We start from the raw sequence: 25,662 nt of genomic DNA on the forward strand, positions 1-25,662 counted from the left end.
CAAACCCGGCTTCGCTGTTAATAATAGTCATAATCAATGGAGGTCGCGGAGATGTCCGTGTAAGTATCCATTGGTTCCTGTTCAATGTAGGTGACTGAATTGTAAACCGGCGTACTGCGTACAACAGTGGAGCCGCAGCAGGCGTTTGTCACGACCGGTGTAGTGACCACGGAGGTGCAGCATCGCTTGACAACGGGTCTGACGACGGTGGTGGGGCAACAGGCACTGGACACGTAGTTTGTGCCGCAACACGGCTTGGTGACGACATAATCATTAACGGAGGTATTGACGTAACCACAGGCCGTTAAGCCCATGATAATAGGTGCTAAAATGATCCCTTTCATGATGAATTCTCCCAGCCTTATTCACTAAGCATAAGTGTATAATATTTAGTCAATAGTTGCCAGTTGGTTGTGACTTATTTTTGTCTTTTATGAGTCATTTTTAATCTATAAGGGCTTGATAAAATCAATATTTTGTTCACTAATAAAACAATTTGACTGATTTAAATAAAAAAAGCAGTCATTATGTTCTATAATTAGACATGGTGGACAAATGGAGTTGGCCATGACTGAGAAACTGGAATTGGAAGAGTATCTTACGACCTTGCTGTCTGGTGAATATCGTACATCCAGACCCTTCGATAAAAAATCCGATATTACCGCAGTAATGGGACCGGAAGCGAAAGCACTGAAAATTCCTGACATTCCCATGGAACAGATAATCCCACCTCGAGAAATGATCGTAAAAGGTATCTATCTTTTGCTTGAACCAGTGTTGAATGAACTGGTAAAAAACAGTGCCTTTGATTGGCAATTATCATATGGCTCGTTGTCAGCAAAAGATGTCGCTAAAGGGTACCTCTTCAACGCGATCACCAGTTCCATGCTCAAAGACAGACCCTTCACTCCTCAGGAATTGGGTTTACAGATTTTTCTGCGTCACGTCAGCGATGCCTATGTTGACGGCATCAGCGCAGAAAAAGCCATCTCTACCTTTGCTGATAAACCCCATGTGCAAAGCCAATTCGGCTCCATGGTCATCTCCATGTCCCTTACCCGACCGACCAAACAGGATTTAATCAAGAGTTATTTGGCCGATAACCGGTTTGTTATGGCCTATCAAGCCAGTTTGTTTGATGAAAGCGAGTTTGAAAAAGGGGTTTGCGATGATTTAAAGCAGACCCTGCTCACGGTCATGGACATTGTTAAAAAACACTATAAACCGCATTTCTGGAATAAAAACAAAGAAGCATTCAGTTTAAGTCCTAAGACCATTAATGAGACGACGGGCATACCGGCCTTGCTGTACTATTTCTCCACTGTATTGAAGGAAATCCGCAAAACCAATTCGCGTACGTTTATGGATGAAACCTTAACTGAGATTAAAAAATCCTCCTTCTTCCTGCAACACAGTGTGGACTTAAGCGATGATAGTCGTCAGGAACTAAAAATGGCTATGGATAAACTCATTAAAGACATTGACCATGTGAATGAGAAATTAACCAGCAGCAAAATCAAGGAAGGCCTCACTTCCTGGACGCCTGCTTATCCGCAGCCAACAACCGGGTTCAGGGGGAGTATTTAACAATAAATGACCTTATTCACTCAAAGAATAGCGGCTACTCAGGGTATTTTTGCGGAATGTAACGCGTAATCCCCCTGTTCGCAAAATGCCAATTCCTCGACTATTCTTAAAGAGTGTTGTAAGTCGGAATTGAATATGGATACACGTTTTGGATTACCTGTTTCTACCACTTCAATGGAAATTGCGGCCGCGCTTGATCACTTTCACCACCAAATTATTGCTTCTGGCCCCCTGGCGAATGACATCCTGTCTACGGCAGAAAATAATCCTCAGGAGGTGCTGGTGCAGGTTTACAGTGCTGCTTTTTATCTTTATGGCCAGAACAGCGAAGCCACGGCGCTGGCCCGCACGCATCTGCTTAAGGCTGAAAAATATTTAAGCAGCGCTAATTTACGGGAACAATTGTTTTTTGAAGCGGTTAAAAGCTGGATGAATCTGGATTATGACGCGGCGATCATTGGCTTGACCGCTTTAATCCGTCTGTACCCGCGCGACACACTCGCCTTAAAATTTTCGGAATGGCTGTTTTACTGCACGGGTCAGGCTTATCAGGCGAAACGCTATTTAGCGCTCTGTGAAAGCATGGTCAATGAAAATAAGACCGACCCGCATTTTCTGGCCATGTATTCCTTTGCTCTGGAGTTAAGCGGCCACCTGACGCGGGCCTGTGCGGTGGCTCAGGAAGCGGTAGCGATTGAGCGTGTGTCCCCCTGGGCGCATCATACCCTTGCACATTATTATTTAAATACCAATCAGATTGAATCAGGGCGTAAACACCTGGAAGACTTTAAACCCACCTGGGACAGTATTCTGCCCCTGCTTAAAGGCCACAATACCTGGCATATCGCCTTGTTTTATTTAGCCATGCGGGATGAAGAGCAGGTCATGCTGTTGTTTCCGCAGATTTTTGGTTCGCTGCCTGAACTGTGTACCGAGCAGTTAGACGGCATTTCCCTGTTGTGGCGGCTCGAACTGGCCGGCCTGCCGCAGGCCTATGGCACGACCTACATTGCACAATACCTTGATAATTATCCTTACGAGCAGTACACCGGGTTTAATAACATTCATTACATCTACTGCCTGGCCCGCGCTGAGCAGGAAGCGCAGGCACAGCGTGCCATCGAGTCCGTCATGGAGTACGCCAGGAATTTACCGCAAGGGAAAAATCATTATCTCTGGCAGCACATCATCCTGCCTTTTTGCCAGGCGACTTATGCCTACACTCACGACGATTATCCCCGCGCGCATCAGTTGTTAGCGCCCATCATCATGAAATTTAATCAATTGGGGGGAAGCGATGCTCAGGGTGAGTTATTTACCCAGACTTATTTAACCTGTTTGTTAAAGTTGCATAAAAAAGACGAGGCTCGGAAATTCTTCCTGCAATACCTGCCTCATTATCGAGGCACAGCCCTGGAATCGTATTGGTTTCAGTAATCTGTCAAGCCTTGCGTTAAAAGGAAATGAGTATGGGAAATGATCGGATAACCAATGCAAAAGCCTATTTTCTGGATTTACAACGCAGAGTCTGCGCAGAGCTTAGCCGGTTTGAGCCCGAGCAGGAATTTAAAAAAGACGCCTGGACCAGCGGGGTGGGCGAAGGATTGACTTGTGTACTGGAGCACGGCTTAGTCATTGAGAAGGGGGGCGCGAACGTCTCTTATGTCCATTCAGCGACCCTGCCGCCTGCATCCCTGGTGCATCGAAAAGACCTGACCGGGTTACCCTTCTCCAGCACGGGCATTTCCATTGTCATTCACCCGCAAAATCCTTACGCACCCACTTCCCATGCTAATCTGCGGCTATTTTATATGGAAAGGGAAAACAAGGCGCCGCTTTGGTGGTTTGGCGGCGGCTTCGATTTAACCCCTTACTATGGTTTCGTTGAGGATTGCCAGTTATGGCATCAAAAAGCACTGGAGGCGTGTGAACCCTTTGGCAAGGATTGTTATTTGGAGTTTAAAGAGAGGGCCGATGAGTATTTTTACATTAAGCATCGTCGCGAGCCGAGAGGAATAGGGGGGCTTTTTTTTGATGATTTAAACCGTTGGGATTTCGACACGACGTTTGCGTTTGTTAAACGGGTAGGCGAAAAATACCTGGAGGCCTATCTCCCCATCGTGGCCAAAAGACACACCATGGAGTATGGGGAGCGGGAGCGTCAATTTCAATTGTACCGCCGCGGACGTTATGTGGAATTCAATCTGGTCTATGACCGGGGTACCTTGTTTGGACTGCAGTTTGGCGGCAGGACGGAGTCCATTCTGATGTCACTGCCGCCGTATGTGAGCTGGTCTTATGAATACTCAGTGCAGAAACAGAGTGCTGAGGCAGAATTAGTGGATTATTATTTAAAAACCAGGGATTGGATTAATCTTTAACCCTTCTATACTTACATTTTCTAGCGAATAACCCAGAGGGTTTATGATGACAAAGAACATTCGTTTGGCTACACGAGCATCGAAACTGGCCCTGATTCAGGCCGAGATTGTAAAAAGCAGGCTGGAGCAGTTTCTCGACAAGCGCACAACCGTCTCGATCGTGCCTTTAACCACCCAAGGCGACAGGGATTTAACCAAACCCCTGCATGAAATTGGCGGTAAGGGGATTTTTATTAAGGAAATAGAACAGGCATTGCTTGATGATCTGGCGGATATCGCGGTGCATAGCCTGAAGGACATTACCACCAATCTTGCCAAAGGGTTGCAGTTGTCGGGGTATTTAAAACCGGAAGGGCAGCGGGATGTTCTGGTGTTTAAAGAAAACGATGTGACATTCGATACCTTGCCGGAAGGGGCCCTCATTGCCACCGGCAGTTTAAGACGCAAAGCCCTGTTGAAGTATTTACGTCCGGATATCCAGACGCTTCCCATTCGTGGCAATGTATTGACCCGCCTGGATAAAATAAAAGAAATGCCCGTTCAGGGAATCCTGTTATCGGAAGCAGGGTTGATTCGCCTTGAATTAACCGATCTGATTCAGGAGGCACTCGATCCCACGCGTTTTATTCCGGCACCAGGGCAAGGGGTTATCGCGTTGCAAACCCGTCAAGGGGATGAGTTCGCCATCGACTGTTGTCAAGCCATCAATGACAGCCATCAGGAGCTGATCTCCACCTCCGATCTTCATTTTTTAAGTCATGTAGGCCTCGACTGCAAAGCGCCGCTGGGTTTATATACCACGGAAGAGGGAGATTCATTAAGGATGAAATTGTTTTTGTCCAATGAAAAACTCACTCATTTTTATCTCAATGAAGTGGATTTCCCCAAAAAAGACCGTTTACGAGCCATCGATGAATTGGCCAGGAACACCTTGGAGTGGCTTAAAGCGCATGGACACTAACCCGCTTCCCTTGGACAATCGGCGTATTATCCTGCTTCGCAGTGCGGAGAAAAGCCAGAAAATAGCCGACATGGTCAGAAAATGGGGCGGGACGCCCCTGTTTCATCCGGTGCTGGACTTAGTTCCCACATCATTTCTTGAAAAAATCACCAGCGAGTTCATCAAGGCGCATGACACCATCATCTTTGCAAGCGCCAATGCCGTCGATTTTTTTCTTACCCGGCTTCAACAAGAGACTGACAATCCTCAGGGACTTCTGGTCAATCACCGCATCATTCCGGTAGGCCAGGAAACAGCCAACCATTTGCTTTCCCTGCACATTAAGCCGTCTTTGGTACCTGATGAATACAGCCAGGAAGGCATTCTCGCGGCTTTACCGCATAATCTGGACGGATGGAGAATATTGCTGCCCAATAACCTCGATTCAAGAAAGCATCTGGAAGACGTGTTGCGCGAACGCCACGCCAAAGTGACGGCACTCCCTGTTTACCAGAGTGTGCCGGTCTCCCACGCGTCGCCTCTGACACTGAAGGACCATGATTTTATCGTGTTCAGCAGCAGCCTGATTGCCAGATTTTTTTTTGAATCCCAGGGGGAATTACCCCACATTATTCCAGTGGCTCTGGGGCAGTCAACGCTTCAAACCATTAACAACTATTATGATGGCAATGTCTTGTTGCCCAGAGAAAGTTCACTGGCAGGGACCATAGAAGCCATCCGGGTTTATTGTGAACAGAAGGCTGAACACCCGTAGCCAGAGGGGGAGGCACAGTTCGCTGCCATGGAGGAAGTGATGCCCATGTTCTATAGTTAATTAACTTGTTGAATTATCAAGCCGCTGCATAAGGAATTAATCATGACCTTATCTACTCAATACTTTGAACAGGCACAAGCCCTTTTCCCGGGCGGTGTGAACTCCCCGGTGAGAGCCTTTAAGTCAGTGGGTGGAACACCTGTTTTTTTTAAGGAAGGGCGAGGGGCTTATCTGATCGATGTCGATGGCCATGAATACATTGATTATGTCGGATCCTGGGGACCCATGATTTTAGGGCATTGCAATAAGGCGGTGATTGAAGCGGCCCGTGAAGCGCTGGGTCATTTTTTAAGTTTTGGCGCACCGAGCGTACAGGAAATACAATTAGGGGAACGAATCACCGAATTGATGCCTGCCCTTGAAAAAATCCGCATGATGAATTCGGGCACGGAGGCGGCAATGACCGCCATTCGGCTGGCGCGGGGCTACACCGGACGCAATAAAATCATTAAATTCAAAGGCTGTTACCATGGTCACAGCGATTGCCTGCTGGCAAAAGCCGGATCGGGTGTGTTGACCTTAGGCATCCCCTCAACCCCGGGTGTTCCGGCCAGCGTGACCGAACATACGCTCATTGCCAATTACAACCGGTTGGATGAGGTGGCCATGCTGTTTGACACTTACAGTGAGGATATCGCCGCCATCATTGTCGAGCCCATCTGCGGCAACATGGGATTTGTATTGCCTGAGGATGGGTTTTTGCAAGGGCTTAGGGCCTTATGCGACCAGCACAACGCCGTATTGATATTTGATGAAGTGATGACCGGATTTCGGGTGGCCTTAGGCGGTGCGCAATCCCTGTTTAACATCAGGCCGGACCTGACTACCCTCGGTAAAGTCATCGGCGGCGGGATGCCGGTGGGGGCGTTGGGCGGCCGTGCGGACATCATGGACTGCCTGGCCCCGGTAGGTGGCGTTTACCAGGCTGGAACCCTGTCGGGTAATCCCTTTGTCATGACCGTGGGGTTGGCTACGATTAATCAATTGACTGAGCCTGGCTTTTTTGACCGTCTCTCGCAAACCACGGAGTCATTAATCCAGGGCTTTAACGATCTGGGCGAGCGGCTGGGGGTTCCTCTGCATGGTGCTTCGAGAGGGGGGATGTTTGGTTACTTTTTTAACCCCGATAAACGGATTGCCAATTTTGATGATGTGGCAAAGGGCGATGAAACCTTATTTAACCTTTTTTTCCATGGCATGCTTAACAAAGGAGTCTACCTGGCTCCCTCCATGTTTGAGGCCGGATTTGTTTCCATCTGCCATGGCCGTCAGGAGATAGAAAAAACCTTGTCGGCGGCTGAAGATACTTTAAAAGAAACCCTGAAAAAATAAAGCCTGTGAGTTAAGCGCCGCCGGTATCGCGGAGGGCCCCGTCCATCAGCTTAATGTCTTTATCGGCAGTCCTGGCGTAATCCAGGTTGTGAGTGACCACCAGCACGGCTTTTTGTTCCTCATGCGCAAGCGTCGTCAACAGATTGATGACGATTTCGGCATTCGTGGAGTCTAGGTTTCCTGTCGGTTCATCCGCGATAATAATGGCGGGATTATTCGCCAATGCTCTGGCTATGGCCACGCGTTGCCGTTCTCCTCCTGAAAGTTCATTGGGTCGGCGGTTGATTTTTTTCTCAAGCCCAAAATGAGCCAACAGGCTTTTGGCCCGATCATAAGCTGCGCTTTCTCCGTAGCGATTGAGTTTTCGCATCGGCAACAAGACATTTTCAATGGCCGTAAATTCCTGGATCAGAAAATGAAATTGAAACACAAAGCCTATTTTTTCAAGCCGCAACTGCGCCAATTGTTCCGCATTCATTTGATTGGTGACCTGGTTGTCAATGATCAAGGTGCCGGAGGTGGGTTTGTCCAGCAGCCCCAATAGAAAAAGCAGGGAGGATTTACCCGATCCGGATGGCCCGGTGATGGTGACAAATTCCCCGGGGTAGATGGCCAGATCCACCCCTCTTACCAACTGAACGGGTTGCGGTCTCAGGTCCAGGACTTTATTTAATGCTACCGCTTGCAGTACGGGTTGTTGCTGGCTCATCAGGTGTCCCCCCGAATAATATCGACTGGCAATAACGCCGAGGCCTTTCGAGCGGGCAGGATGGCCGCCAAGATGGAGATGCTGAAAGCAAAAAAAGCGGAGATGAGGTAATTGGAGTAACTTTTGTTCAGAACAAACCCTTGTGTTCGGGTAAACCCAGAGTTCTCAAAGCGAATGGCGGATAAGCCTTCCACCAGGGTAAAACCGATTAACCAACCCAGCAGACAGCCGGTCACGCCGATGGTGATGCCCTGAAGTAAAAAAATGGTTCGAATGTCGGTTACCTGAAAACCCATGGATTTTAGTATGGCGATGTCTTTCTTTTTTTCATTGACGATGGTGGAAATAATGTTGTACATACTGAACAGAGCGATGGCCAACAAGGCCGCGGTACAGGTGTACAGCACACCATTCTGAATGGTGAAGACTCTAAAAATGTTTTGATTAAGCTCTTGCCAGCTTTGGGTTTTATACAAATACGTGTTTTCAATCTCCTTGGCAATGGTGTTGGCTTGTTGGACATCGCCAGTCACCCGCATTTTAATCTGGTTTAACGTGTTTTTTTTCTTAACCAACACCTGAACCTTATTCAGCAGCATGTAACAGTGCTGATCGTCCTGAGAGGCTATGCCACTGCGGAATAAGCCGATGACTTTGGTGTTCAGTTTATTTCCCTGATTGGATGTCGCAAACAGGCTGTCCCCTTGTTTAACGCCAAGCTTTCTGGCCAGTCCCTCGCCGAGAATAATGCCATTGGGCGTGGTATAGAAATCCGATAATTTGGCGCCGTTGAGGAGTTGTTCATTGAGGTGGGTGATCTTTTCTTCTTTTTTAGGAATGATGCCATACAACAACGCAGTCACCGTCCGGCTGCCCACCTGTAAAAAGATTTCCTCACTCAATACCGGGGATATTTCAATGTCTGCCCGCTGCGTCAAGCCGCTGATGATCTTTTGAGAGCCGCGGATGCCGCGGTTATCGTTTTTGGGTTTTAAACCCATCATCTGGACATTATCCGGATTGGTAAAATAGAGTTCGGACGGTTGTTTGGACACGGTACGGAACTCGTCTTTCAGGACAATATGCGGCGAGTTATTAATCACCTGCTCGGTAAAATACTGTTGCAGTCCCTGCAGCAGGGCCGCGAGTGCGATGTAGAATCCCACCCCAATCGCTACCCCAAGCACCGCCACGATGGTTGCCCGGCGATGATAATTTAAATACTTGTTTGCAATCGACAACAGGAAGAACATAATCAGTGCCTCAACGATTGGGCGGGATTTAATACCAAACGGTCTGTGGCTTTAACATTGTCGCTGATGAGTTGGACTTTTTGCAGGGTGGTAATGCCGGTCTTTACGGCAATCGGTTCATAACCCTGTGCGGTTTTACGAAAGACTTTCCCTTCATAGACGGCGCTTAAGGGAACCATCAGCGCATCATCCACCACCTCGGTCACGATGTTGATTTCCACTGTCATGCCTATCAATAGCGGGGTGTTGTTGGGCAGACTGATCCGCACCCGGAATTGGCGGGTTTCAGGATCCCCCTTGGGTGTCATTTTCTTTATTTTCCCAGTCATGACCTGATTGGGGTAGGCATCTGATTTAATGAGGACCAATTGGCCAATGTGCACTAAGGGAATGTCTTCCTCATCCACGAGGGCGGTGATTTGCAGTGGTTTGGGCTTGCCCACCCAAAAAATGGTGGTGCCGCTTTTTGCCAGCTCACCGAGTTCAATGTCTTTTCGTAACAGGATGCCGTCAATGGGTGACACCAGTGTTATCCGGTCAAGCAATTTCTTCTGGCCCTCATAATTGGCCAGAGCCTGTTCATAATTGCTAAGCGCTTCCTCTGCGGCAGTGACGCTGACTAAATTTTTTTTGAGCAGCGTCTGATACCGTTCATTTTCCTTTTTTAAGTAATCCAGTCGTGAGAGAAAACTTGTCAGTGCGGCTTTTTCAACCCGGTTATTCTGGTAGGCCAACACCTGGCCTGCTTTAATTTCCTGGCCTTCGACCACATTGATTTGTTCGACCGTTGCGGTTTTGCTGGCCGCAATCTTGGCCCACTTGACCGGCTCGACTTCGCCCGTGGCATAGACAATTTTTTCGGCTTTTTCTACCCGGGGTTGGATGGTTTCTATTTCTTTCGTACGCAGAAAAAAGTAAAGGGAGAAACCAACCAGTAGAAATAAAGCCATGAAGACTATTTTTTTCATGTCACATGTCTCTTGTAATGGCAGGGTGCTTTTAAAAAGGCCGGACTTCCACCATAATGACGATTAATATCAACAGGATCGTTGGAAATTCATTAAACGCCCGAAAAAAAAGGGTGGATCGGGTATTTTTATCCTCAGCAAACAAACGCCGATAATGCCCGGACAGCAGGTGATAAGCCCACAATATCACCACGGCTGTGAGCTTGACATGCATCCAGGCTTGGGACAGGTAATAAGGCCAATTGGCGTACAACAGGATTAAACCCAAGACAGTAGCTGTAATGCCGGCAGGGTAAATAATGCCGTAATATAAACGCCGCTCCATGATCTTAAAACGCTCAATGCTGATTTGATCAGTGCTTTGCGTATGGTAAACGAATAACCGGGGTAAATAGAGCAAGCCGCCAAACCAGGTGACAATGGCCACGATGTGAAATGATTTAACCCATAAAAACCACATACCTGTTCCTTTTTTTATACCGATGGTTTTTTATTGTTAGTAATGGAACTTGAGGCCGAAGCCTGAGCATTCTTATAAATGATATACCATCTTCACAGGATGAATTCAAATCAAGTCATGTTCATCTTGCTGGCTGACAGTTGGATCAGCATGCGCCTTAACGACTCGTATCTCATCTGTTCAGGGTGAAATTCCTCGTCTGGCGAATACCTCAGGATAATGGATTTATTGACCATGATTTCAGCAATGTATCCCATAGACCAGAAGGGAAAATCCCTTTCGATGATGTCTTGACAGCCAACCAGTAAGACATCATGATGCCTTTTATCCTGGGTGATAAGATTATACAAATTCGAAAGGGCGGCGCAATCACCCTCCAGTATCTGCACAAATTTAAACTTATTAAACAGTAAGACACCGGTGATGCCGCAATTTTTATTATTCGCTGATGATTGCTCCCAGATGTCTTCAATGTCCTGTGTATTTACCTGAGGCAAGGCTTTGCTGGTGTAAATCAACTGTTTTAAATGCATGTCATTCCCTTTGCTGGTCACTTGTCTTCAGCGGTCATCGACTTTTTGGGTCAACAAGTAGCTGTTGTTGTGTTTTTCAATCAAGGTCCGTAAGTCATTGATGGTTTTCATGTCATTGTCTTTACAACAACGCCGTAACAGTATAGTACACAAATGCAGCATGGTGCCGGATAATTCTTTGGTTAGTTTTTTGACATGTTTTTCAGGATTCACCTTGAAATCGGCATCGTTAATGGTCTTAGCCACCACATTGTCTAGGTATTGTCTGAGAATTTCCCGTTGCGGTTCAATGATTTTACTCATGTAGGATTTGTCGAGTATCTGCTGCAATGAAAGGACTTCTTTATTAATAAGCCCGTCGAGGTATTGGTCAAGATTGCCATATTTGCTTTTATTCTCTTTTTCAGAGAGAGAGGCTAAGTCATCGACATCAAAGTACCTTACATTGGTGTAACGTCGGATTGACGTGTCGAAACTGCGAGGCAAAGACGCATCCGCGATATAAATTTGCCTTTTCGGATTAAAATGACCATAGTCACTGTCTTTTAAAATGGGTTCGGTGGTATTCGTTGCGGAAAAAATAACATCGGTATTGAAAAGATACGGTGCAATGTCGTTGATGTGAATCACCGTGGCTACTCGCCGTAACTCGTCGCAAACTCTTTCCGGATTATGGGATGCGACAACAATTTGGCTCGGTTCATAAGGAATAAGGTTCGTCAACACTTCTTTGACCAGTTTACCGGTGCCTATAAAAAGGAAATTTTTGTTATACCGGTCGCTGTATTGCGCATCAAGCTCATGAAAAAAACATTGCGTAATGGATGACATGGGTAACGCAATGTGATTTTGAATGGCTTTTGACACCTGAAAGCTGTAGGCGTAGATGGTTTCCAGGGTATGGCCTATGAGGTTATTCTTTTTTGCTTCCAGAAATGCCTGTTTGACCTGGCCATTGATGTTTTTTTCACCGTAGATTTTAGCTTCCAGCCCAGCAACAACACGCATGATGTGCTTTAAGGCATCAATGCCGGACAGATCAACAAAATAGTTCAATAACTCATTAAGATTGGTCTTCGTTCTTAATGAAAGCCATGAAAAGACAATGCCGGGATCGGAGACGATGCAGACAATCTCAAACCGGTTACAGGTATTAAGAATGCACGCCTCATTGACTGTCTCAAGCTCGCATAACTCATTCAACGCGATTGAACACTGTTCTGGAGACATGCTAAATCGACTACGCACTTGAATATCATAATTTTTATGAGATAAGCTGATACAATGCAATCTCTTCATACATACCGCCACCTTAAAAGTTAAAAAGTACTCGGCAATTAGGGATAAGATTTAAGGGACATACACAGGTTATAGACAATTATTGTACACATAGCAAGAAAATTTATCAGTTATTGTCTATAATTATTCCACATGTTTTCTCGTGGAGAGTTTATGTCTTTTTTCCCCGCTACCCGCCTGAGAAGACTGCGCTACAACCCCGGTATAAGAGACCTGGTACGAGAAAACCACATCCAGTTAGACCACCTGATTTACCCCCTTTTTGTGACTCACGGTAAAAAAATAAAAAAAGAAATATCGGCCATGCCGGGTTGTTTTCAATTCTCGAAAGACATGCTGCTACTGGAACTGAAGGAGGTCGTTGCCTTGGGTGTCAACGCGGTTCTATTATTCGGCCTGCCGGAGCATAAAGACGATCTGGGCTCCGGTGCCTGGAATAAAGAAGAAGTCATCCCTCAGGCGGTTGCCGCCATCAAAAAGGAATTTCCTGAATTAGTGGTGATGACCGATCTGTGTTTTTGCGAATACACCACCCACGGCCATTGCGGTGTGGTTGACAATCTGCTGGGTCATCCGGACGTTAACAACGATGCCACCCTGCCGCTGTTGGCAAAACAAGCCGTTGTCCATGCTGAAGCGGGCGTGGATGTCGTGGCGCCGAGCGGAATGATGGATGGCATGATTGATTCCATTCGCAAAGGATTAGATGCGGCCGGTTTTTCACATCTTCCCATTATGAGTTATTCCGCCAAATATGCCTCGTCCCTCTACAGTCCTTTTCGAACGGCGGTGGATTCGATGCCTTCGCAGGGCAATCGAAAATCCTATCAGATGGATCCGGCCAATAGTGCTCAAGCTTTCAGTGAAACCGCATTGGACATTGCCGAAGGCGCGGACATCGTGATGGTGAAGCCGGCGCTGTTCTATCTGGATATCATTGCCAAAATGAAAATGTCGTTTCCCCATGTCCCCTTGGCCGCTTATTGCGTGGGGGGGGAATACGCCATGATAAAAGCGGCAGCCAAAGCCGGGTGGATTAATGAGCGTGACGTGGTACTGGAACAGACGCTGGCAGTCAAAAGAGCCGGTGCGGATTTAATCATTACCTATTCAGCCAGGCAGATTGCGGCCTGGCTTAAATCGATCTGAGCATTGACACTACTGAGGAGCGGTATGGATACGAATTATCGATTCATTCGGGCATTAAAACGAGAGCCGGTGGATAAAACCCCCATCTGGATTATGAGGCAGGCCGGGCGGTATTTACCGGAATACTTAAAGACCCGCGACAAGGCCGGTGATTTTATGACGCTTTGCAAAACGCCCGAGTTGGCCTGCGAAGTGACCCTGCAGCCCATTACCCGGTATGAGTTGGATGCGGCCATTTTGTTTTCTGATATTTTAACCATTCCCGATGCCATGGGCATGGGCGTGAGTATCATCGAACAGCGGGGACCGGTCTTTGCGAAAACCATTCAATCGGCGGCTGACGTTGAGGAATTGCCGTCCATCGATCCGGGCAGTGAGCTGAAGTATGTCATGGACGCAGTCCAGTTGATTAAATCCTCCCTGGCAGGCCGCCTGCCGCTCATCGGTTTCTCCGGCAGCCCGTTTACCCTGGCAACGTACATGGTGGAAGGGCAGGCGACTCATGCCTTTTATGCCATTAAAAAAATGCTTTACAGCGCTCCGGAGGTCCTGCACCGGCTGCTTACCAAATTAACAGTCTCCATTCAGTCTTACCTGCACGCACAAATCAGCCACGGTGTGGATGCGGTCATGGTTTTTGATACCTGGGGCGGGGTGCTTTCAACGCGGGATTACCAACAGTTTTCGTTGGTTTATATGCAGAACATCGTCCATTATCTTAAACACCATGCCCCGGATATTCCCATCATTCTTTTTACCAAAGGCGGGGGGGGATGGTTGGAGACTATCGCGGAAACGGGTTGCCAGTGTGTGGGGCTGGATTGGACCACGGACATTAATGACGCGAAACGCCGCGTAGGAAAGCAGGTTTCCTTGCAGGGTAATCTCGATCCCGTGACCTTATTGGCACCTCCCTCTGTAATAATCGAAAAAACCAAACAATTACTGGACGATTACGGTGAGGGATCTGGCCATGTTTTTAATCTCGGCCACGGCATCCTTCCTCACATTCCGCCTGAACACGTCACGGCACTGGTTGAAACAGTCAATGACTACAGCCGAAAGTTTCATAACAATCGAATGTGAACACCGGCCTTGTGTAAGCGCGTGCCATTCCGTAGCTGAAAGGCACGCTAAAAAACTTAAGCCGTGATGCCCAGGGGCAGGATAATATTAATGGAGTTGCCGGATTGCCATTGCACCGCACCGCCTTTGCCATTGGTCAGGTAATAGGAGACGGTAAAGCGGGGTTCCGTCGGCAGATTGCTGACGTAACCGCAGGTGACACGGCCTGTGGTACTGTTGTAATTAACCATCTCATTGAAATAATTAGTCAACTGTGCCGGTAAGTCGGTGGGCACGGAATCGGATTTAAAATAAATCAGATTATTCTGTGACAATAAATTTTCATAACCGTAACCGGCAATGTAATCACCGAAATTGGTTAACGCGTTGCTTCCCATCGCCATAGGGCAGAAAATATCCACGGTCACGCCAATAGGGCTGGCATGGACAAAGGAAGTTAACGCCAAACCAGAAATTAACGACACCAACGCTTTCTTTTTCATTATCGGTCCTTCTGTTGTTAATACCGCTTCCGTAAAGTGAAAATAAATAATGGGGGAGGGCGAAAGCGTTGTCAATCCGCCTAAAAAAATATTTATTTTCAGGGAGATGAGTGTCCGGGATGAAGGCTTGGCGGTTATTTACTGTAAGGTGTGGGTGCCAGAATGGCCCACGTAGTGATCATCGGTGTAGTGCTCGACAATGTAATTGACCATCGCAATGAAGGGCAAATCGGTGAGGTAAAGGGGGTTGCTTTTCAAAGTAAAAACGATGTCGCGGATGATTTGACTGTCTTCTTCGTCCTGTGCATCGCCTCTGGCCATGGAAAGCACCACCTCTTTTAGGCGTTCAATCGAATCTTCGCTTGCTTTAAAAAACCCGCTGTGGTGATTTTCCGGCGGGAGATAGTCTTTCAACAGGGAAAAAACAGCCGTCAACGGTTTAAGGCAGTCCGAGGCAATAAAGTGGGCTTTAAGGTAGAAGGCTATCGCAGGTTGTTTGGTGGCTGTGGCAATGGCCATGGCTTCCAAAAGAATGTCTTTCGCAATGGCGTTATCCGTAGTCAACTTGCAAAGTTGCAACACAACCGCACGTTGTCCGGCACGGACGGCCATTTTTAAAAACTGACCTGCAGCCTGTCTGCCAGGTTCCTGCAGGGCGATTATTGTCTGAAAAGCATCCCATTGTGCGTTTTTCGCCGCATGATGAAGCATGAAATCGACACCGACTTGCTGCGGTCTTAATCCCGCAGCATAGAGACTGTCAATGGCTTGCCATTGCAAGGCTTTGGCGAGCTCTGTAAAAACCAGAGTACGCCCGTCTTCGCTGACTCCCATGCGGCATAAGTCGATCATCAGTTCCCATTTGTGTGAGGAATGCAATGTGATCGTTTGCTGCAAGCCAGCGTGGATGGCGTCAATGCTGGGCAAAGGAGGGGGCTTAAGATGCAAAAGACTTTTGACTATCCCGGTACGTTGCGCCGCAACCGCCGCAAGCAGAACCTTGTCGAGGCATTCCTCGCTGACATGATGGTCGTTGCATCGGACATGGCATAACCGGTCAACAATTTGCCAGCACTGCTCAGCTTTTAGGGGATGTGTGTCCTTAAAATGAACCGTTCCCTGCAGGGCGCTCAAAACGGCTTGGTCCAATACATCCTGTGGAATGTGAATCGACTTAAGGGGATCGCAAAGGGATTGAACGGTGTTGATTAAGCCATTTCCTGATGCGCGAATCAACCGTTCAGGGTTAATTTTTACTGCCATGCGTTACAACAATCCGATCAGGGGCTATTTTTATTTTAGACTATTGGCATGCTTTTTTTTAGTCTTGGGTTGCAGCACTACACCCTGGCTATGGCATCTGAAAATCACGGCCGTTCATGTCGACCCCTTAATGTGGCTTCAAGAAAATGCTATGCTATCGCCCCTGTAATCGTGATCTTGGATGCTATGCTGGTATCGAAACAAACCGCTGTTCTGATTGAAAACTGCATCAAACAGACTCACATCGATGTCACCTGCTCCTATCCTGTGCACGCTGTTTTGAATATATCCGGCGGGGCGGCCTGTTTTTCTGGAACAGACTCGTTTCTGACGCAGGTGATTGGTTGGGGGTTTGCCACTGAAAGAGACCAGTTTGGTGATGACATTGCAGACATAGAACACTTTTATCGCCAACAGGGTCATCCCCAGGTGGACATCGAGCTTTGCCCCTTAGTGCCTCATTGGTTGCCTTTGCAACTCGGGAAACGGGGTTACCGGTTAACGGAAATGAATACCATTTCGATTATTGACTTAAGGCAGCAGGGGGTGCAATGGCATTCAAACAATACCTCCTGCCTTATCCGCCCGGTGGAAAAAAGGGAAATGAGTGCCTGGGCGCGCGTGGTTGCGCATGGCTTCAACTGCCTGGAAGCAGAGGAGCACTTCTATCGTTATGCCAGTGCAGCGAATGTCACGGCATTTGCAGCCCTGGTTGATAACAACCTGGTGGCGGGAGGAACGATCGCCATTCACGATGGCATTGGTGATTTGGGCGTGACCAGTACCCTGCCTCTTTACCGGGGGAAAGGCCTGCAAAAAGCCCTGCTTTTTAGCCGGCTGCAATTTGCAAAAGAGCAGGGCGTTCAGCTTGCAGCGGTGACGACCGCACCCGGATCGGTGTCTGAATTAAATTGCCAAAAAGCAGGGTTTCAGTGTGTCTATACGCGGGTGAAACTGACCTTAAGCCTTGAATAATAACTTCTTTCTTAATTTTTAATTGCCCTGCTGTGATTTATTTTGATATTATTTGTTAAATTTTTAACCTTTTGGGGCGGCGATGAACTATTTAGCCAGGGCATTGGCTGTGGTGCTTAGTCTGTTCACGATCAGCGAAACGGCGGCAGCAGACAGCCGTTTGCGGGACAAGATTGGACAAATGCTTATCGTGGGTTTTGAGGGAAAAACCATGGGGGCGCACTCCCCCATCCTTCAGGCCATTGCAGAAGAAAACATTGGTGGGGTGATTTTATTTGACTACAGCGACCAAACCGAGACCTTTAATAAAAACATTGAAAGTCCCAAACAGGTTCAACGCTTAAACCAAACACTGCAGCGTGCCGCAGACAAGGCCAACCGCCTCCACCATCGCCTACCCTTGCCTTTGTTGATTTCAGTCGATTACGAGGGCGGCGAAGTGAACCGCCTGGATGCGAAATACGGCTTTCCAGCTATCCCTTCAGCGGAGGCTTTCGCGAAACTAGACGAGGCCAAGGCGCATCAACTCGCCGAAACCATGGCGATGACCTTAACCCGCAACGGCTTTAATCTGGATTTTGCCCCGTTGATTGACGTCAATGTAAACCCGGATAACCCTGTAATTGGTCAATTGCACCGCAGTTTTTCCTCTGATCCCACGGTGGTGGCTCATTATGCCGGTGTCGTGGCCAGCCATTTACGGGCGCATGGTCTGCAATGCGCCTACAAGCATTTTCCCGGTCATGGCAGTTCGACCGCTGACTCGCATGTCGGATTTGTCGATGTGTCTCACACCTGGAAAACCATGGAATTACGCCCTTATCAACAATTACTGCATCAACCGTTTTCCTGCGGTATGATCATGACTGCTCATATCGTTAACCGTCAACTCGACGAGTCGGGTTTACCCGCGACCTTGTCCCATAAAGTACTAACCGGACTTTTACGTGACAAGTTAAAATTCGATGGCGTGATTGTCACCGATGATATGCAAATGAAAGCCATCAGCGATCATTATGGTCTTGAGAAGGCAGTGACGCTGGCGATTAATGCCGGCGCTGACATGATTATGTTTGGTAATCAGTTAAGCGATAAGCCTCAGGAAACCAAAGCCCTGGTTGATCTCATTGAGGCGAAAGTCAAGTCAGGTGAAATCAGCGAAAAACGCATTGACGAGGCGTATCGGCACATCGTTGCTTTGAAGCGTTCACTTAAAAAGGATTAATTACAATTGCAGAAAACACTGGCGCGTTGCATGGCCCTGGATGTGTTTCGCGGATTGACAGTGGCTTTGATGGTCATTGTCAACAGTCCTGGAAACCAAACGGCTTATCCCTGGCTTGAGCATTCCCTCTGGCATGGTTGTACCCTGGCGGATCTGGTTTTTCCGTTTTTTATTCTGGTGGCGGGGACGTCCGCTGTGTTCAGCTTGTCATATGCCCAGTCACGCGGTCTTACTGTCAGGCAATTGCTGCCAAAAATCATGCAACGTGCGGCCATGCTGTTTTTAATTGGTCTGCTGCTTAATGCCTTTCCCCGTTTTGATTGGTCGCATCTGCGCGTTTATGGTGTATTGCAGCGTATTGCCCTGTGCTATTTTGCGGCGTCCCTGCTGTATTTAACCTGCACAGTAAGAGCTCAAGCTTTTATCGCTGCTGCTTTATTGCTGGGGTATTGGCTTCTTCTTTGTTTTATTCCTGTGCCTGACCAGGGTTTCATTAGCTTAAGCCTTAAGGGAAACTGGGTAGGGTATGTTGATCGTGTGTTACTTGCCCCGGCTCATTTATATAGCGGGCTTTTTGATCCGGAAGGTTTACTGAGTACCCTTCCTGCAATCGCCACGGCCCTGATAGGAAACTTATTAGGCGTAGGGCTGCTGGGCGAATCGCGCCCTGCTCAAAAAACCTTCCTCATCCTGCTGAGCGGGTTGGGTTTAATGCTTGTCGGGGGGGGCTGGGGCCTGCTTTTTCCCATTAACAAGGCGTTATGGACAAGCTCCTACGTGCTGTGGACGGGTGGTGTGGCCTTACTCCTTTTCAGCGGTTGTTACTGGCTTATGGATGTCAAAGGCTTAAAATCCTGGGGGCAACCGCTCAGGGTGTTGGGTACCCAGGCGCTGGCGGTTTATGTTCTCCATGTCCTGTTTTTAAAACTCCAGGCAATGGTAAAATGGACACTGGCTGACGGAACGGTGGTGAGTGCAAAACTGATGATCACCCGGACGTTGTTTGGCTGGGCGAAAGCAGAAAATGCCTCGTTGCTCTATGCCTTGTTTTACTGCGCCTTATGGTGGGCTGTGGCCTTTATGAGACAGAAAAACAGGGCCTCCGGCGGGGTCGTGCGTATGACTCCAGGCGCGCCATGATTACTTTTTATTAATGACCAGCGTTAACCCCTGTCGATAGGCCTGGCAGGCACCTGCTGCATCATTTAATTCCTGCAGCAATTTACCCAACTCGTTATAAGCCTGGGGTGTCGGTTCCAGCTCCAGACTCTTTTCAAAATAGGTGCGCGCTTTTCCCCATAAATGATTGTGCGTACTTAATCGGCCGAGACAAAGCAACAACTCCGGGGAGTCGGGGTGTTTTTTTAACAGGGATTCCGCGAAGGTCAGTTGGGATTCGCTGACCTTCAACTGCCCATACAGGGTAACTAAAAGCGGACTGTATTGTTTTCGCAGGGTCTGTCTTAAAATGGATTCTGCCTGTGTTTCCTGACCCTGTTTGGCTAAGTAGCGGCTATATTCAGCCATCAGTTCAGGATCATGAGTCAAGGCCCTGGGCAGGCTGTTTACCAACTGGGTCAAGGCTTCGCTTTGACCGGCTTTTGCCAGATCGCACAGGGCCTGCAGGTAAGTCTGATGCCGTAAATTGTCATAGTCGGCACCGGTTAGCACATGGTATTTTTTCAATTCCGGCAAAAGCGCAATCAATTGCGGCCAATCCCGCACTTCCCGGTAAAGATGAATTAACAGTTTTAAAACGTAAGGGTGTTTAGGTGCTAAATCCTGCAGGTGCCTTAACGTGGCCAGGGCCTGTTCCCATTGCTTGTTGGCCAACTGCAATTGAGCCTGGGTTAATTCAACGGCAATTTTGGCTTCAGGCATGGATTGCTGAGCCTCGCGCAAATAATCATCGCGCAGTTGATTGTCGCCCATTTCCTGCGCCGCACGCGCAGCAGTCAGGTAATTCAGTAAAGGGGTTTCCGCATTGGGAAGGGCCTTTATCAGGTTACTGCGGGCCTCCGACCAATAGCCTTCACTGAATTCAATCAAGCCGCGCCGGGTCTGTTCCTGTGCATGCTGGGTACGCCGTTTATGCCGCCAGGCCTTGTAGGCGCGGGGAGTGCGGCTTAAGCGGGCGCCCAAAAGAAGCAGGTAATGAAGCAGAAAAAAACCAAGCAACGCCAGGATTATCGCGACCCACAGGGTGGTTTCCACAGTCCAGTGGTTAATAGCAATCAGCAGATAGCCCGGGTCGTGGCTTAACTGAATGCCCAGCCAGACGGAGGCTAAGAGGACAATGAAAATGAAAAAGAGCCGTATCATCATCAATTATCCTCTTGGGTGGAAGCCGGTTGAGCGGCAGAAGGCGTGGCGGCCGTGTTACTTTCAATCAATTGATTCAAAAGCGGCAGGGATTGACCAATCACCGGGCGGGCGGGATTTAATGCCGTTTGTTTTAAGGCATGCAGTTCGTTGACCAACGATTGAGTGGCTGGCGCCTTTTTTTCAAAGGTGCGGTGGATGTCTTTCAATGCCTGGGCCAGCGATTGCTGATAAACCTGCTCATTATTCTGCAGCAATGCCCACTGGGCTTCCTGCAGATTCATGCGGATGCTTTCCCTGAGCAAGGCCTGATGAAGCGGTGAAAGAATGGGCCTGATGTCGTCCGTTTGATGGCGGACCACGACCAGTTTTTCAAGGAGGTTCAGGCTTTCCCTGAGCCTTTCTCGCCAGGCGGAGGGTGTCCCTTGTTGAGCAGCGGGCAGCGTATTAGCAGAAGGGCTGCTGATGCTTTGCTTAATCGGTAACTTGGATACGAGGCTTTGCGCGGCATCGAGCTGGCTCATTAATCCAGCAATATCCAGGGTGGGGGAGGATTTCACATCGGCAATTTCTTTGGCAATGGCCTGACGGATCTCATAGATGCGCTGATCAGATAGGGTTTTCAGCAACTCATCGGCCTGTTGCAAAAGAGCGGCGGTGGTTGCCTGATTGTCTGTCCAATGCGCATTGATTTGCGCCAGTTCAAGATAATAACGCGCCTTAAGCAAGACCCAATCCTGCTTCTGGTAGAGACGCTGTGCCATGGCGGTGTTCACGTGGGTGTTTAACTCAGTCAGGCGCTCCTGCAACCGGGTTTGCGCGCTTTTAAGCTGTTGTTGTAACTGATTAAGCTGCTGCACGTGGCTTTGCTGCTCCTGGCTGAGGGTTTCAAAAGCCGTCTGGAGACGCTGCTTCTCTTCGTTGAACTGACGGGACTCTGAAAGGGCATACCAGGCTAAAATCAGTGACAGGGCTGCGACACCCAGGGCGGCAAAAGAAAGCGGCGACCAGTGTAAACGACGAGACTCGCTTTTTGCTTCAGGACGCTCAGGCCTTGCTTCGGATGGCAAAGAGGGATGAGCGTCATCACGGTGTTTAGTCATGGGCAAGTCCTTGTTGAATTTGATTGAATATCCATTATCGCGTGAAGTGACGGACGATAATTGTTCCTATAAGAAACAGGAAGTTATAACCTGTCTTTAGTATAATATCCAAGGGGTCATTGCGCCACGCCGTTTATGCAAATTTTTACGTAAGATGAAGGGCGCCTGTTGTCACGGCTTAGGCTTGACATTGACCGGGCGGTAGTCAATTCTTGCTGTTACAGTCAGTCTGAAGGGATGCGGATGGGCAATTTCAAAAAGGCGGTGACCTACCTTGATCATTCAATGCAGCGCAGCCTGTCGCATGCCGCACACCAGCTCGTTGCCGTAGGAATACTTGCTTTTGCAGGATTCCCTTTATTCTACTGGATTTGGACAGACTGGTTCCCGCAACCCTATGAAAATTTAAGTTTAAGGCTTGTTGCAAGCCTGCTGGGATTGGGTCTGGCCTTAACGCCTTACTGGCCGTTGCGATTAAAGCCGTACCTGCCCTGGTATTGGTTTATAACCATTCTTTATGCGTTGCCGTTCTTTTACGCCTATTTCTTTTTAATGAGCCATGCCAGCGTGATATCGGCGATGTCACTTTTATGCAGTGTGTTTCTTCTGGTACTGCTCGTTGATGTGCCGACGATGATTATTCTGCTGGTGCTGGGTTGGGGATTGGCGCTGCTTTGCCATTACCTGTCAGCGCCCATGGTCTATTTTGGCGAAGAGCACGTCGAAATGCTCTTAGTGGTGAGCTTTGTCATTATTGTTGGTTCAACGGTAAACTACAAAACGGCCATGCTGCAACAGCAGCGTTTGGACGGGATGGCAGCGGCTGCCGGGATGATTGCGCATGAATTGCGAACGCCGCTGCTCGGCATTAAAAGCGGGGCTGTAGCCATGGCGCGGTATTCGCCGCAACTCGTTCAAGCCTATCATTTAGCCAGTGAAAAGGGGTTGCTCAACAACGCCATTAGGCCCAACCGATTGCAACAATTAGCCGGCATCCATGAGCGCATCGTCAGTGAAATTGATTATGCCAATACCATCATTGACATGCTGCTGGTTAAAGCCGGCCGTGAAAACTCGCTGCAAAACTGTAAACTGGAGGCCTGCTCCATTGCGGATTGCCTTGAGCAGGCTCTGGAACGTTATCCGTTCAAAAGCGCGGAAGAGCGTCAGCTCATCAGCTGGCATGGCGATTTTAATTTTTACGGGTCAAGGCTGTTAATGCAGCATGTGTTGTTTAATCTCATTAAAAATGCGTTGTATGCCATCGCCACGGTGCAAAAAGGGGATGTGGTGATCTGGGCTGAGCAAGGGGAAAAGTGCAATTTCCTTTATTTCAGGGATTCCGCAAAAGGCATGTCTGAACAACAATTGGCGCGTTTGTTTAATCATTTTTATACCACCACGTTTATGGGAACGGGTCTAGGATTGTCTTTTTGCAAACTGGTCATGCAGCGTTTTGGGGGAGATATTCAGTGTGAATCGCAGGAAGGGGCCTACACTCAATTCTTGTTGACATTTCCCAAGTACGACTGATTTTTATTTGGCAAAAAGATTAGCCTATGTTATTTTTTATAGACACGTTGTAAGGCCTGATCAGTCAGGTGACACGGACATCACCTGTTCCGCAGTAAATACCATTTTGTCAGCGCTTATAACTGGTATTGTTATTGGAACGCTTGCTCAGGAGGAGCTATGCAACATTATTCAATTCCCACCTGTTATTTTCCAAGTACTGCCTTGTTTATAGACGACAGCCGCGATTTTTTGCTGAATTTCGTGTTGCAACTGGATGAAGGATTGGCTTATCGCATGTTCGATTCCCCGTTTGATGCACTGGATTGCATTCACAGGAAACGGGGTGAATCCGAGATGCTGAGCCAGCGCTGCTTAAGCGAATACACGGAAGCCAAGCATTGCCCACTGACCAATCAAACCATCAATTTGAATCTGGCGGCCATTCACGCTGAAATTTACAACCCTCAGCGGTTCTCGGAAATTTCCGTGGTGGTTGTGGATTATGCCATGCCCGGCATGGATGGCATTGAATTTTGCCGCCGCATTGCCGACACCAACATTAAAAAAATACTGCTGACTGGTAAGGCGGATGAAAAAGTAGCAATTGAAGCCTTCAATGAAGGGTTGATCCATCGCTACATTCAGAAAAGTGATCCGCTGGCAGCCGAATTGATCACGAAGAGCATTTATGAACTGCAATGGCAGTATTTTCAGGCGATGTCGGAAATGATCGTGCACATGCTGTCAGTGACGTCGCCAAGTTGCCTTCATGATAAACATTTTGCCGAATTTTTTAAGCAATTGCGCGAAGAAAAGGGCATTGTCGAATATTACCTTGCGGACAATTCCGGCAGTTTCCTGTTACTGGATGATGATGCCCGTGTGAGCTTCCTGATTGTAAAAAACCAGTCGGATTTACGGTTGCACTATGATCTGGCGCGTGACAACGGGTTGAATGGGCCGGTCCTGGAGCAACTATTAAGCGGGGAAAAAATCCCCTGCCTCTGGCAGGTCAACAGTTTAAATTCAAACTGGGAGAATAATCTCGTGCCTGCCCATCCACTCAAGGGCGAGGACACCTATTATTATGCCTATGTCCAAGGCAAGGCATTGTTTGATGTCCAGGAAGACAGAATACTCTCTTACCATCGTCACCTTGAAGAGGTGGATGCTGAGGAATTGCTGTTGCTTTAATGCCAACTCAGGGGTGACTTGACTGGAAATGTGTCCAGCTTGCCGGTATCATTTTGATTAATTTATTTTATGAGGAATACGCCATGCGCTTTGGCATTCTTATTTTGCTCATAGCCTTATCATCAGGCGTCCATGCGGTGGATGATTTTGACAAGCAGCAAATCATTAATCGCATCAAACCGGTAGGCAGCGTGCGCGTCCAGAAAGATGGGGAGGCGCAAACCCCATCCACGCAGCCCGTGCAGACCGCCGCCGTAGAAAAAAAGGAGCCGGGGCAGGCGGTTTATGATCAGTATTGCAGTGTCTGCCATCGTGACGGTGTGGCCGGGGCGCCTAAATTTCGTGTCGAAGCCGAATGGAAGGCACGCATTGCCGCTCGAAAAGACATCAATGGTCTGACAGCCTCCGCAATCAAGGGCATCAATGCCATGCCGGCGAAAGGAACCTGTGTGGATTGCAGCGACGAGGACATTAAAAACGCGATTTTATACATGTTGCCCCAATCATGAATTCTACGTTTTACCGTTACTGGCAATTGTTATTGGTGTTTGTCACCCTGTTTGTGCTTGCGGCCTCCTTCTATTTTCAACTGGTCAAGGACTTGACGCCCTGCCCCCTTTGCCTGATGCAGCGTTTCAGTGTCATGGCCTTATTGGCTTTCACCATGATGTCCTGGTTTTGGGGAATGAGCCGTGGCGGAAAATACATTGCGGGATTGATCATTGCTTTTGCGGCGGCGGGGTTTTATTTTGCAGCGCGCCAGATTTGGCTGCAATCCCTGCCGCCGGAACAAACCCCGGCTTGCCTGCCGGGGCTGGATGTCTTAATCCGCTATTTTCCCTGGCAGGATGTGGTGCATGCCTTGCTCTTAGGCGCTGGGGACTGTGCCGAGATTACCTGGTCCTGGTTGGGATTGTCCATGCCGGCCTGGTCTGCACTTTATTTTTTTGCCATGATCCTGGCCGGAGTCATTAACTGGCTAGTGTTGAGCAAACGCTAGAGCTTCTGGTCAAATGGCGCGCACTTGGCTATCATGGCTTATTTACAACAG

At 48.3% G+C, this 25,662-nt stretch carries 26 protein-coding genes; 15 read left to right on the plus strand and 11 right to left on the minus strand.

From position 1 onward, the window contains the following. Positions 1 to 17 precede the first annotated feature (17 nt). Positions 18 to 344: a hypothetical protein gene (locus DYE45_RS03000; RefSeq protein ID WP_108294537.1), complete on the minus strand. Its 327-nt coding sequence runs from the start codon at positions 342 to 344 to the stop codon at positions 18 to 20. 223 nt (positions 345 to 567) lie between these two features. Here DYE45_RS03000 and DYE45_RS03005 point away from each other — a divergent pair, with 223 nt between their 5' ends. The 6 genes from DYE45_RS03005 (at position 568) to hemL (ending at position 7,075) form a co-directional block, all read left to right on the plus strand. Continuing rightward, on the plus strand, positions 568 to 1,587 hold the full coding sequence (locus DYE45_RS03005) for a hypothetical protein (protein ID WP_133138194.1): 1,020 nt from the start codon (positions 568 to 570) through the stop codon (positions 1,585 to 1,587). A 135-nt stretch (positions 1,588 to 1,722) separates the two neighbouring features. Further along, the gene (locus DYE45_RS03010; protein WP_115300449.1) at positions 1,723 to 3,024 is read left to right on the plus strand and encodes a tetratricopeptide repeat protein; all 1,302 of its coding nucleotides are present in this window, start codon (positions 1,723 to 1,725) and stop codon (positions 3,022 to 3,024) included. A gap of 32 nt (positions 3,025 to 3,056) precedes the next feature. Next, a complete protein-coding gene (hemF, locus tag DYE45_RS03015; protein WP_115300450.1) occupies positions 3,057 to 3,968 on the plus strand; it encodes an oxygen-dependent coproporphyrinogen oxidase in 912 nt (303 codons plus the stop codon). Between the two features lie 43 nt (positions 3,969 to 4,011). Beyond that, the gene (gene hemC / locus DYE45_RS03020; RefSeq protein ID WP_108294545.1) at positions 4,012 to 4,929 is read left to right on the plus strand and encodes a hydroxymethylbilane synthase; all 918 of its coding nucleotides are present in this window, start codon (positions 4,012 to 4,014) and stop codon (positions 4,927 to 4,929) included. Next, on the plus strand, positions 4,919 to 5,683 hold the full coding sequence (locus DYE45_RS03025) for a uroporphyrinogen-III synthase (RefSeq protein ID WP_160160664.1): 765 nt from the start codon (positions 4,919 to 4,921) through the stop codon (positions 5,681 to 5,683). The genes hemC and DYE45_RS03025 overlap by 11 nt, the downstream gene beginning before the upstream one ends. Before the next feature lie 102 nt (positions 5,684 to 5,785). After that, on the plus strand, positions 5,786 to 7,075 hold the full coding sequence (gene hemL / locus DYE45_RS03030) for a glutamate-1-semialdehyde 2,1-aminomutase (protein ID WP_108294549.1): 1,290 nt from the start codon (positions 5,786 to 5,788) through the stop codon (positions 7,073 to 7,075). 10 nt (positions 7,076 to 7,085) lie between these two features. On the opposite strand, the gene DYE45_RS03035 is transcribed toward hemL, so the two are convergent. The 6 genes from DYE45_RS03035 to DYE45_RS03060 form a co-directional block, all read right to left on the minus strand. Beyond that, the gene (locus tag DYE45_RS03035; protein WP_115300452.1) at positions 7,086 to 7,784 is read right to left on the minus strand and encodes an ABC transporter ATP-binding protein; all 699 of its coding nucleotides are present in this window, start codon (positions 7,782 to 7,784) and stop codon (positions 7,086 to 7,088) included. Next, a complete protein-coding gene (locus DYE45_RS03040; protein ID WP_108294553.1) occupies positions 7,784 to 9,037 on the minus strand; it encodes an ABC transporter permease in 1,254 nt (417 codons plus the stop codon). Before DYE45_RS03040 ends, DYE45_RS03035 begins: the two co-directional genes overlap by 1 nt. Positions 9,038 to 9,039: 2 nt before the next feature. Further along, positions 9,040 to 10,005: an efflux RND transporter periplasmic adaptor subunit gene (locus DYE45_RS03045; protein ID WP_108294555.1), complete on the minus strand. Its 966-nt coding sequence runs from the start codon at positions 10,003 to 10,005 to the stop codon at positions 9,040 to 9,042. Positions 10,006 to 10,036: 31 nt separating this feature from the next. Further along, on the minus strand, positions 10,037 to 10,465 hold the full coding sequence (hemJ, locus tag DYE45_RS03050) for a protoporphyrinogen oxidase HemJ (protein WP_108294557.1): 429 nt from the start codon (positions 10,463 to 10,465) through the stop codon (positions 10,037 to 10,039). Between the two features lie 110 nt (positions 10,466 to 10,575). Continuing rightward, positions 10,576 to 10,998 carry a BLUF domain-containing protein gene (locus DYE45_RS03055; RefSeq protein ID WP_108294559.1) on the minus strand — a complete coding sequence of 141 codons (423 nt, stop codon included), beginning with the start codon at positions 10,996 to 10,998 and terminating at the stop codon, positions 10,576 to 10,578. A gap of 27 nt (positions 10,999 to 11,025) precedes the next feature. Beyond that, positions 11,026 to 12,297: a glutamyl-tRNA reductase gene (locus DYE45_RS03060; protein WP_115300453.1), complete on the minus strand. Its 1,272-nt coding sequence runs from the start codon at positions 12,295 to 12,297 to the stop codon at positions 11,026 to 11,028. Positions 12,298 to 12,450: 153 nt separating this feature from the next. Between DYE45_RS03060 and hemB the strand changes: the two genes are divergently transcribed. Together hemB and hemE are read left to right on the plus strand one after the other, a co-directional pair. Next, on the plus strand, positions 12,451 to 13,446 hold the full coding sequence (gene hemB, locus DYE45_RS03065) for a porphobilinogen synthase (RefSeq protein ID WP_108294563.1): 996 nt from the start codon (positions 12,451 to 12,453) through the stop codon (positions 13,444 to 13,446). A gap of 24 nt (positions 13,447 to 13,470) precedes the next feature. Further along, positions 13,471 to 14,532 carry a uroporphyrinogen decarboxylase gene (hemE, locus tag DYE45_RS03070; RefSeq protein ID WP_108294565.1) on the plus strand — a complete coding sequence of 354 codons (1,062 nt, stop codon included), beginning with the start codon at positions 13,471 to 13,473 and terminating at the stop codon, positions 14,530 to 14,532. Positions 14,533 to 14,588: 56 nt separating this feature from the next. Here hemE and DYE45_RS03075 read toward each other — a convergent pair whose 3' ends face one another. Both DYE45_RS03075 and DYE45_RS03080 read right to left on the minus strand, forming a co-directional pair. After that, entirely contained in the window at positions 14,589 to 15,014 is a 426-nt protein-coding gene (locus DYE45_RS03075; RefSeq protein WP_108294567.1) for a hypothetical protein, read from the minus strand. Between the two features lie 138 nt (positions 15,015 to 15,152). Then, complete coding sequence (locus tag DYE45_RS03080; RefSeq protein ID WP_115300454.1) at positions 15,153 to 16,277, minus strand: hypothetical protein; 1,125 nt, start codon at positions 16,275 to 16,277, stop codon at positions 15,153 to 15,155. 186 nt (positions 16,278 to 16,463) lie between these two features. Here DYE45_RS03080 and DYE45_RS03085 point away from each other — a divergent pair, with 186 nt between their 5' ends. The 3 genes from DYE45_RS03085 to DYE45_RS03095 all read left to right on the plus strand — a co-directional run bounded on the left by DYE45_RS03085 (position 16,464) and on the right by DYE45_RS03095 (position 19,617). Further along, on the plus strand, positions 16,464 to 17,252 hold the full coding sequence (locus tag DYE45_RS03085) for a GNAT family N-acetyltransferase (protein WP_115301061.1): 789 nt from the start codon (positions 16,464 to 16,466) through the stop codon (positions 17,250 to 17,252). Between the two features lie 82 nt (positions 17,253 to 17,334). Continuing rightward, positions 17,335 to 18,477, plus strand: coding sequence for a glycoside hydrolase family 3 protein (locus tag DYE45_RS03090; protein WP_108294571.1), 1,143 nt, complete (start codon positions 17,335 to 17,337; stop codon positions 18,475 to 18,477). Positions 18,478 to 18,483: 6 nt separating this feature from the next. Beyond that, positions 18,484 to 19,617 (plus strand): acyltransferase family protein, encoded by a 1,134-nt coding sequence (locus DYE45_RS03095; protein ID WP_133138195.1) that lies wholly within the window; start codon positions 18,484 to 18,486, stop codon positions 19,615 to 19,617. On the opposite strand, the gene DYE45_RS03100 is transcribed toward DYE45_RS03095, so the two are convergent. Both DYE45_RS03100 and DYE45_RS03105 read right to left on the minus strand, forming a co-directional pair. Then, positions 19,618 to 20,799, minus strand: a complete 1,182-nt coding sequence (locus DYE45_RS03100) for a heme biosynthesis HemY N-terminal domain-containing protein (RefSeq protein ID WP_115301062.1) — start codon at positions 20,797 to 20,799, stop codon at positions 19,618 to 19,620. It lies immediately after the preceding gene. A gap of 2 nt (positions 20,800 to 20,801) precedes the next feature. Then, positions 20,802 to 21,902, minus strand: coding sequence for a uroporphyrinogen-III C-methyltransferase (locus DYE45_RS03105; RefSeq protein ID WP_108294575.1), 1,101 nt, complete (start codon positions 21,900 to 21,902; stop codon positions 20,802 to 20,804). A gap of 243 nt (positions 21,903 to 22,145) precedes the next feature. Here DYE45_RS03105 and DYE45_RS03110 point away from each other — a divergent pair, with 243 nt between their 5' ends. The 4 genes from DYE45_RS03110 (at position 22,146) to DYE45_RS03125 (ending at position 25,611) form a co-directional block, all read left to right on the plus strand. After that, positions 22,146 to 23,435 (plus strand): sensor histidine kinase, encoded by a 1,290-nt coding sequence (locus DYE45_RS03110; RefSeq protein WP_108294577.1) that lies wholly within the window; start codon positions 22,146 to 22,148, stop codon positions 23,433 to 23,435. Between the two features lie 159 nt (positions 23,436 to 23,594). Further along, complete coding sequence (locus tag DYE45_RS03115) at positions 23,595 to 24,611, plus strand: response regulator (RefSeq protein ID WP_108294579.1); 1,017 nt, start codon at positions 23,595 to 23,597, stop codon at positions 24,609 to 24,611. An 83-nt stretch (positions 24,612 to 24,694) separates the two neighbouring features. Next, entirely contained in the window at positions 24,695 to 25,120 is a 426-nt protein-coding gene (locus tag DYE45_RS03120) for a c-type cytochrome (RefSeq protein ID WP_108294715.1), read from the plus strand. Beyond that, positions 25,117 to 25,611 (plus strand): disulfide bond formation protein B, encoded by a 495-nt coding sequence (locus tag DYE45_RS03125; protein WP_108294581.1) that lies wholly within the window; start codon positions 25,117 to 25,119, stop codon positions 25,609 to 25,611. The genes DYE45_RS03120 and DYE45_RS03125 overlap by 4 nt, the downstream gene beginning before the upstream one ends. Positions 25,612 to 25,662: the final 51 nt, after the last annotated feature.

Source organism: Legionella taurinensis, from assembly GCF_900452865.1.
GTDB classification, from domain to species: Bacteria; Pseudomonadota; Gammaproteobacteria; order Legionellales; family Legionellaceae; genus Legionella_C; species Legionella_C taurinensis.

What these genes read in the sequence shown, in the direction of transcription:
- DYE45_RS03125 (WP_108294581.1), top strand. Translation starts at nt 25,117, where the DNA reads ATGAATTCTACGTTTTACCGTTACTGGCAATTGTTATTGGTGTTTGTC.
- DYE45_RS03035 (WP_115300452.1), bottom strand. Translation starts at nt 7,784, where the DNA reads ATGAGCCAGCAACAACCCGTACTGCAAGCGGTAGCATTAAATAAAGTC.
- DYE45_RS03005 (WP_133138194.1), top strand. Translation starts at nt 568, where the DNA reads ATGACTGAGAAACTGGAATTGGAAGAGTATCTTACGACCTTGCTGTCT.
- DYE45_RS03080 (WP_115300454.1), bottom strand. Translation starts at nt 16,277, where the DNA reads ATGGCAGTAAAAATTAACCCTGAACGGTTGATTCGCGCATCAGGAAAT.
- DYE45_RS03010 (WP_115300449.1), top strand. Translation starts at nt 1,723, where the DNA reads ATGGATACACGTTTTGGATTACCTGTTTCTACCACTTCAATGGAAATT.
- DYE45_RS03100 (WP_115301062.1), bottom strand. Translation starts at nt 20,799, where the DNA reads ATGATACGGCTCTTTTTCATTTTCATTGTCCTCTTAGCCTCCGTCTGG.
- DYE45_RS03040 (WP_108294553.1), bottom strand. Translation starts at nt 9,037, where the DNA reads ATGTTCTTCCTGTTGTCGATTGCAAACAAGTATTTAAATTATCATCGC.
- DYE45_RS03060 (WP_115300453.1), bottom strand. Translation starts at nt 12,297, where the DNA reads ATGAAGAGATTGCATTGTATCAGCTTATCTCATAAAAATTATGATATT.
- hemB (WP_108294563.1), top strand. Translation starts at nt 12,451, where the DNA reads ATGTCTTTTTTCCCCGCTACCCGCCTGAGAAGACTGCGCTACAACCCC.
- hemF (WP_115300450.1), top strand. Translation starts at nt 3,057, where the DNA reads ATGGGAAATGATCGGATAACCAATGCAAAAGCCTATTTTCTGGATTTA.
- hemL (WP_108294549.1), top strand. Translation starts at nt 5,786, where the DNA reads ATGACCTTATCTACTCAATACTTTGAACAGGCACAAGCCCTTTTCCCG.
- DYE45_RS03075 (WP_108294567.1), bottom strand. Translation starts at nt 15,014, where the DNA reads ATGAAAAAGAAAGCGTTGGTGTCGTTAATTTCTGGTTTGGCGTTAACT.
- DYE45_RS03000 (WP_108294537.1), bottom strand. Translation starts at nt 344, where the DNA reads ATGAAAGGGATCATTTTAGCACCTATTATCATGGGCTTAACGGCCTGT.
- hemJ (WP_108294557.1), bottom strand. Translation starts at nt 10,465, where the DNA reads ATGTGGTTTTTATGGGTTAAATCATTTCACATCGTGGCCATTGTCACC.
- DYE45_RS03055 (WP_108294559.1), bottom strand. Translation starts at nt 10,998, where the DNA reads ATGCATTTAAAACAGTTGATTTACACCAGCAAAGCCTTGCCTCAGGTA.
- DYE45_RS03105 (WP_108294575.1), bottom strand. Translation starts at nt 21,902, where the DNA reads ATGACTAAACACCGTGATGACGCTCATCCCTCTTTGCCATCCGAAGCA.
- DYE45_RS03110 (WP_108294577.1), top strand. Translation starts at nt 22,146, where the DNA reads ATGGGCAATTTCAAAAAGGCGGTGACCTACCTTGATCATTCAATGCAG.
- DYE45_RS03115 (WP_108294579.1), top strand. Translation starts at nt 23,595, where the DNA reads ATGCAACATTATTCAATTCCCACCTGTTATTTTCCAAGTACTGCCTTG.
- DYE45_RS03090 (WP_108294571.1), top strand. Translation starts at nt 17,335, where the DNA reads ATGAACTATTTAGCCAGGGCATTGGCTGTGGTGCTTAGTCTGTTCACG.
- DYE45_RS03045 (WP_108294555.1), bottom strand. Translation starts at nt 10,005, where the DNA reads ATGAAAAAAATAGTCTTCATGGCTTTATTTCTACTGGTTGGTTTCTCC.
- DYE45_RS03120 (WP_108294715.1), top strand. Translation starts at nt 24,695, where the DNA reads ATGCGCTTTGGCATTCTTATTTTGCTCATAGCCTTATCATCAGGCGTC.
- DYE45_RS03085 (WP_115301061.1), top strand. Translation starts at nt 16,464, where the DNA reads ATGCTGGTATCGAAACAAACCGCTGTTCTGATTGAAAACTGCATCAAA.
- hemE (WP_108294565.1), top strand. Translation starts at nt 13,471, where the DNA reads ATGGATACGAATTATCGATTCATTCGGGCATTAAAACGAGAGCCGGTG.
- hemC (WP_108294545.1), top strand. Translation starts at nt 4,012, where the DNA reads ATGATGACAAAGAACATTCGTTTGGCTACACGAGCATCGAAACTGGCC.
- DYE45_RS03025 (WP_160160664.1), top strand. Translation starts at nt 4,919, where the DNA reads ATGGACACTAACCCGCTTCCCTTGGACAATCGGCGTATTATCCTGCTT.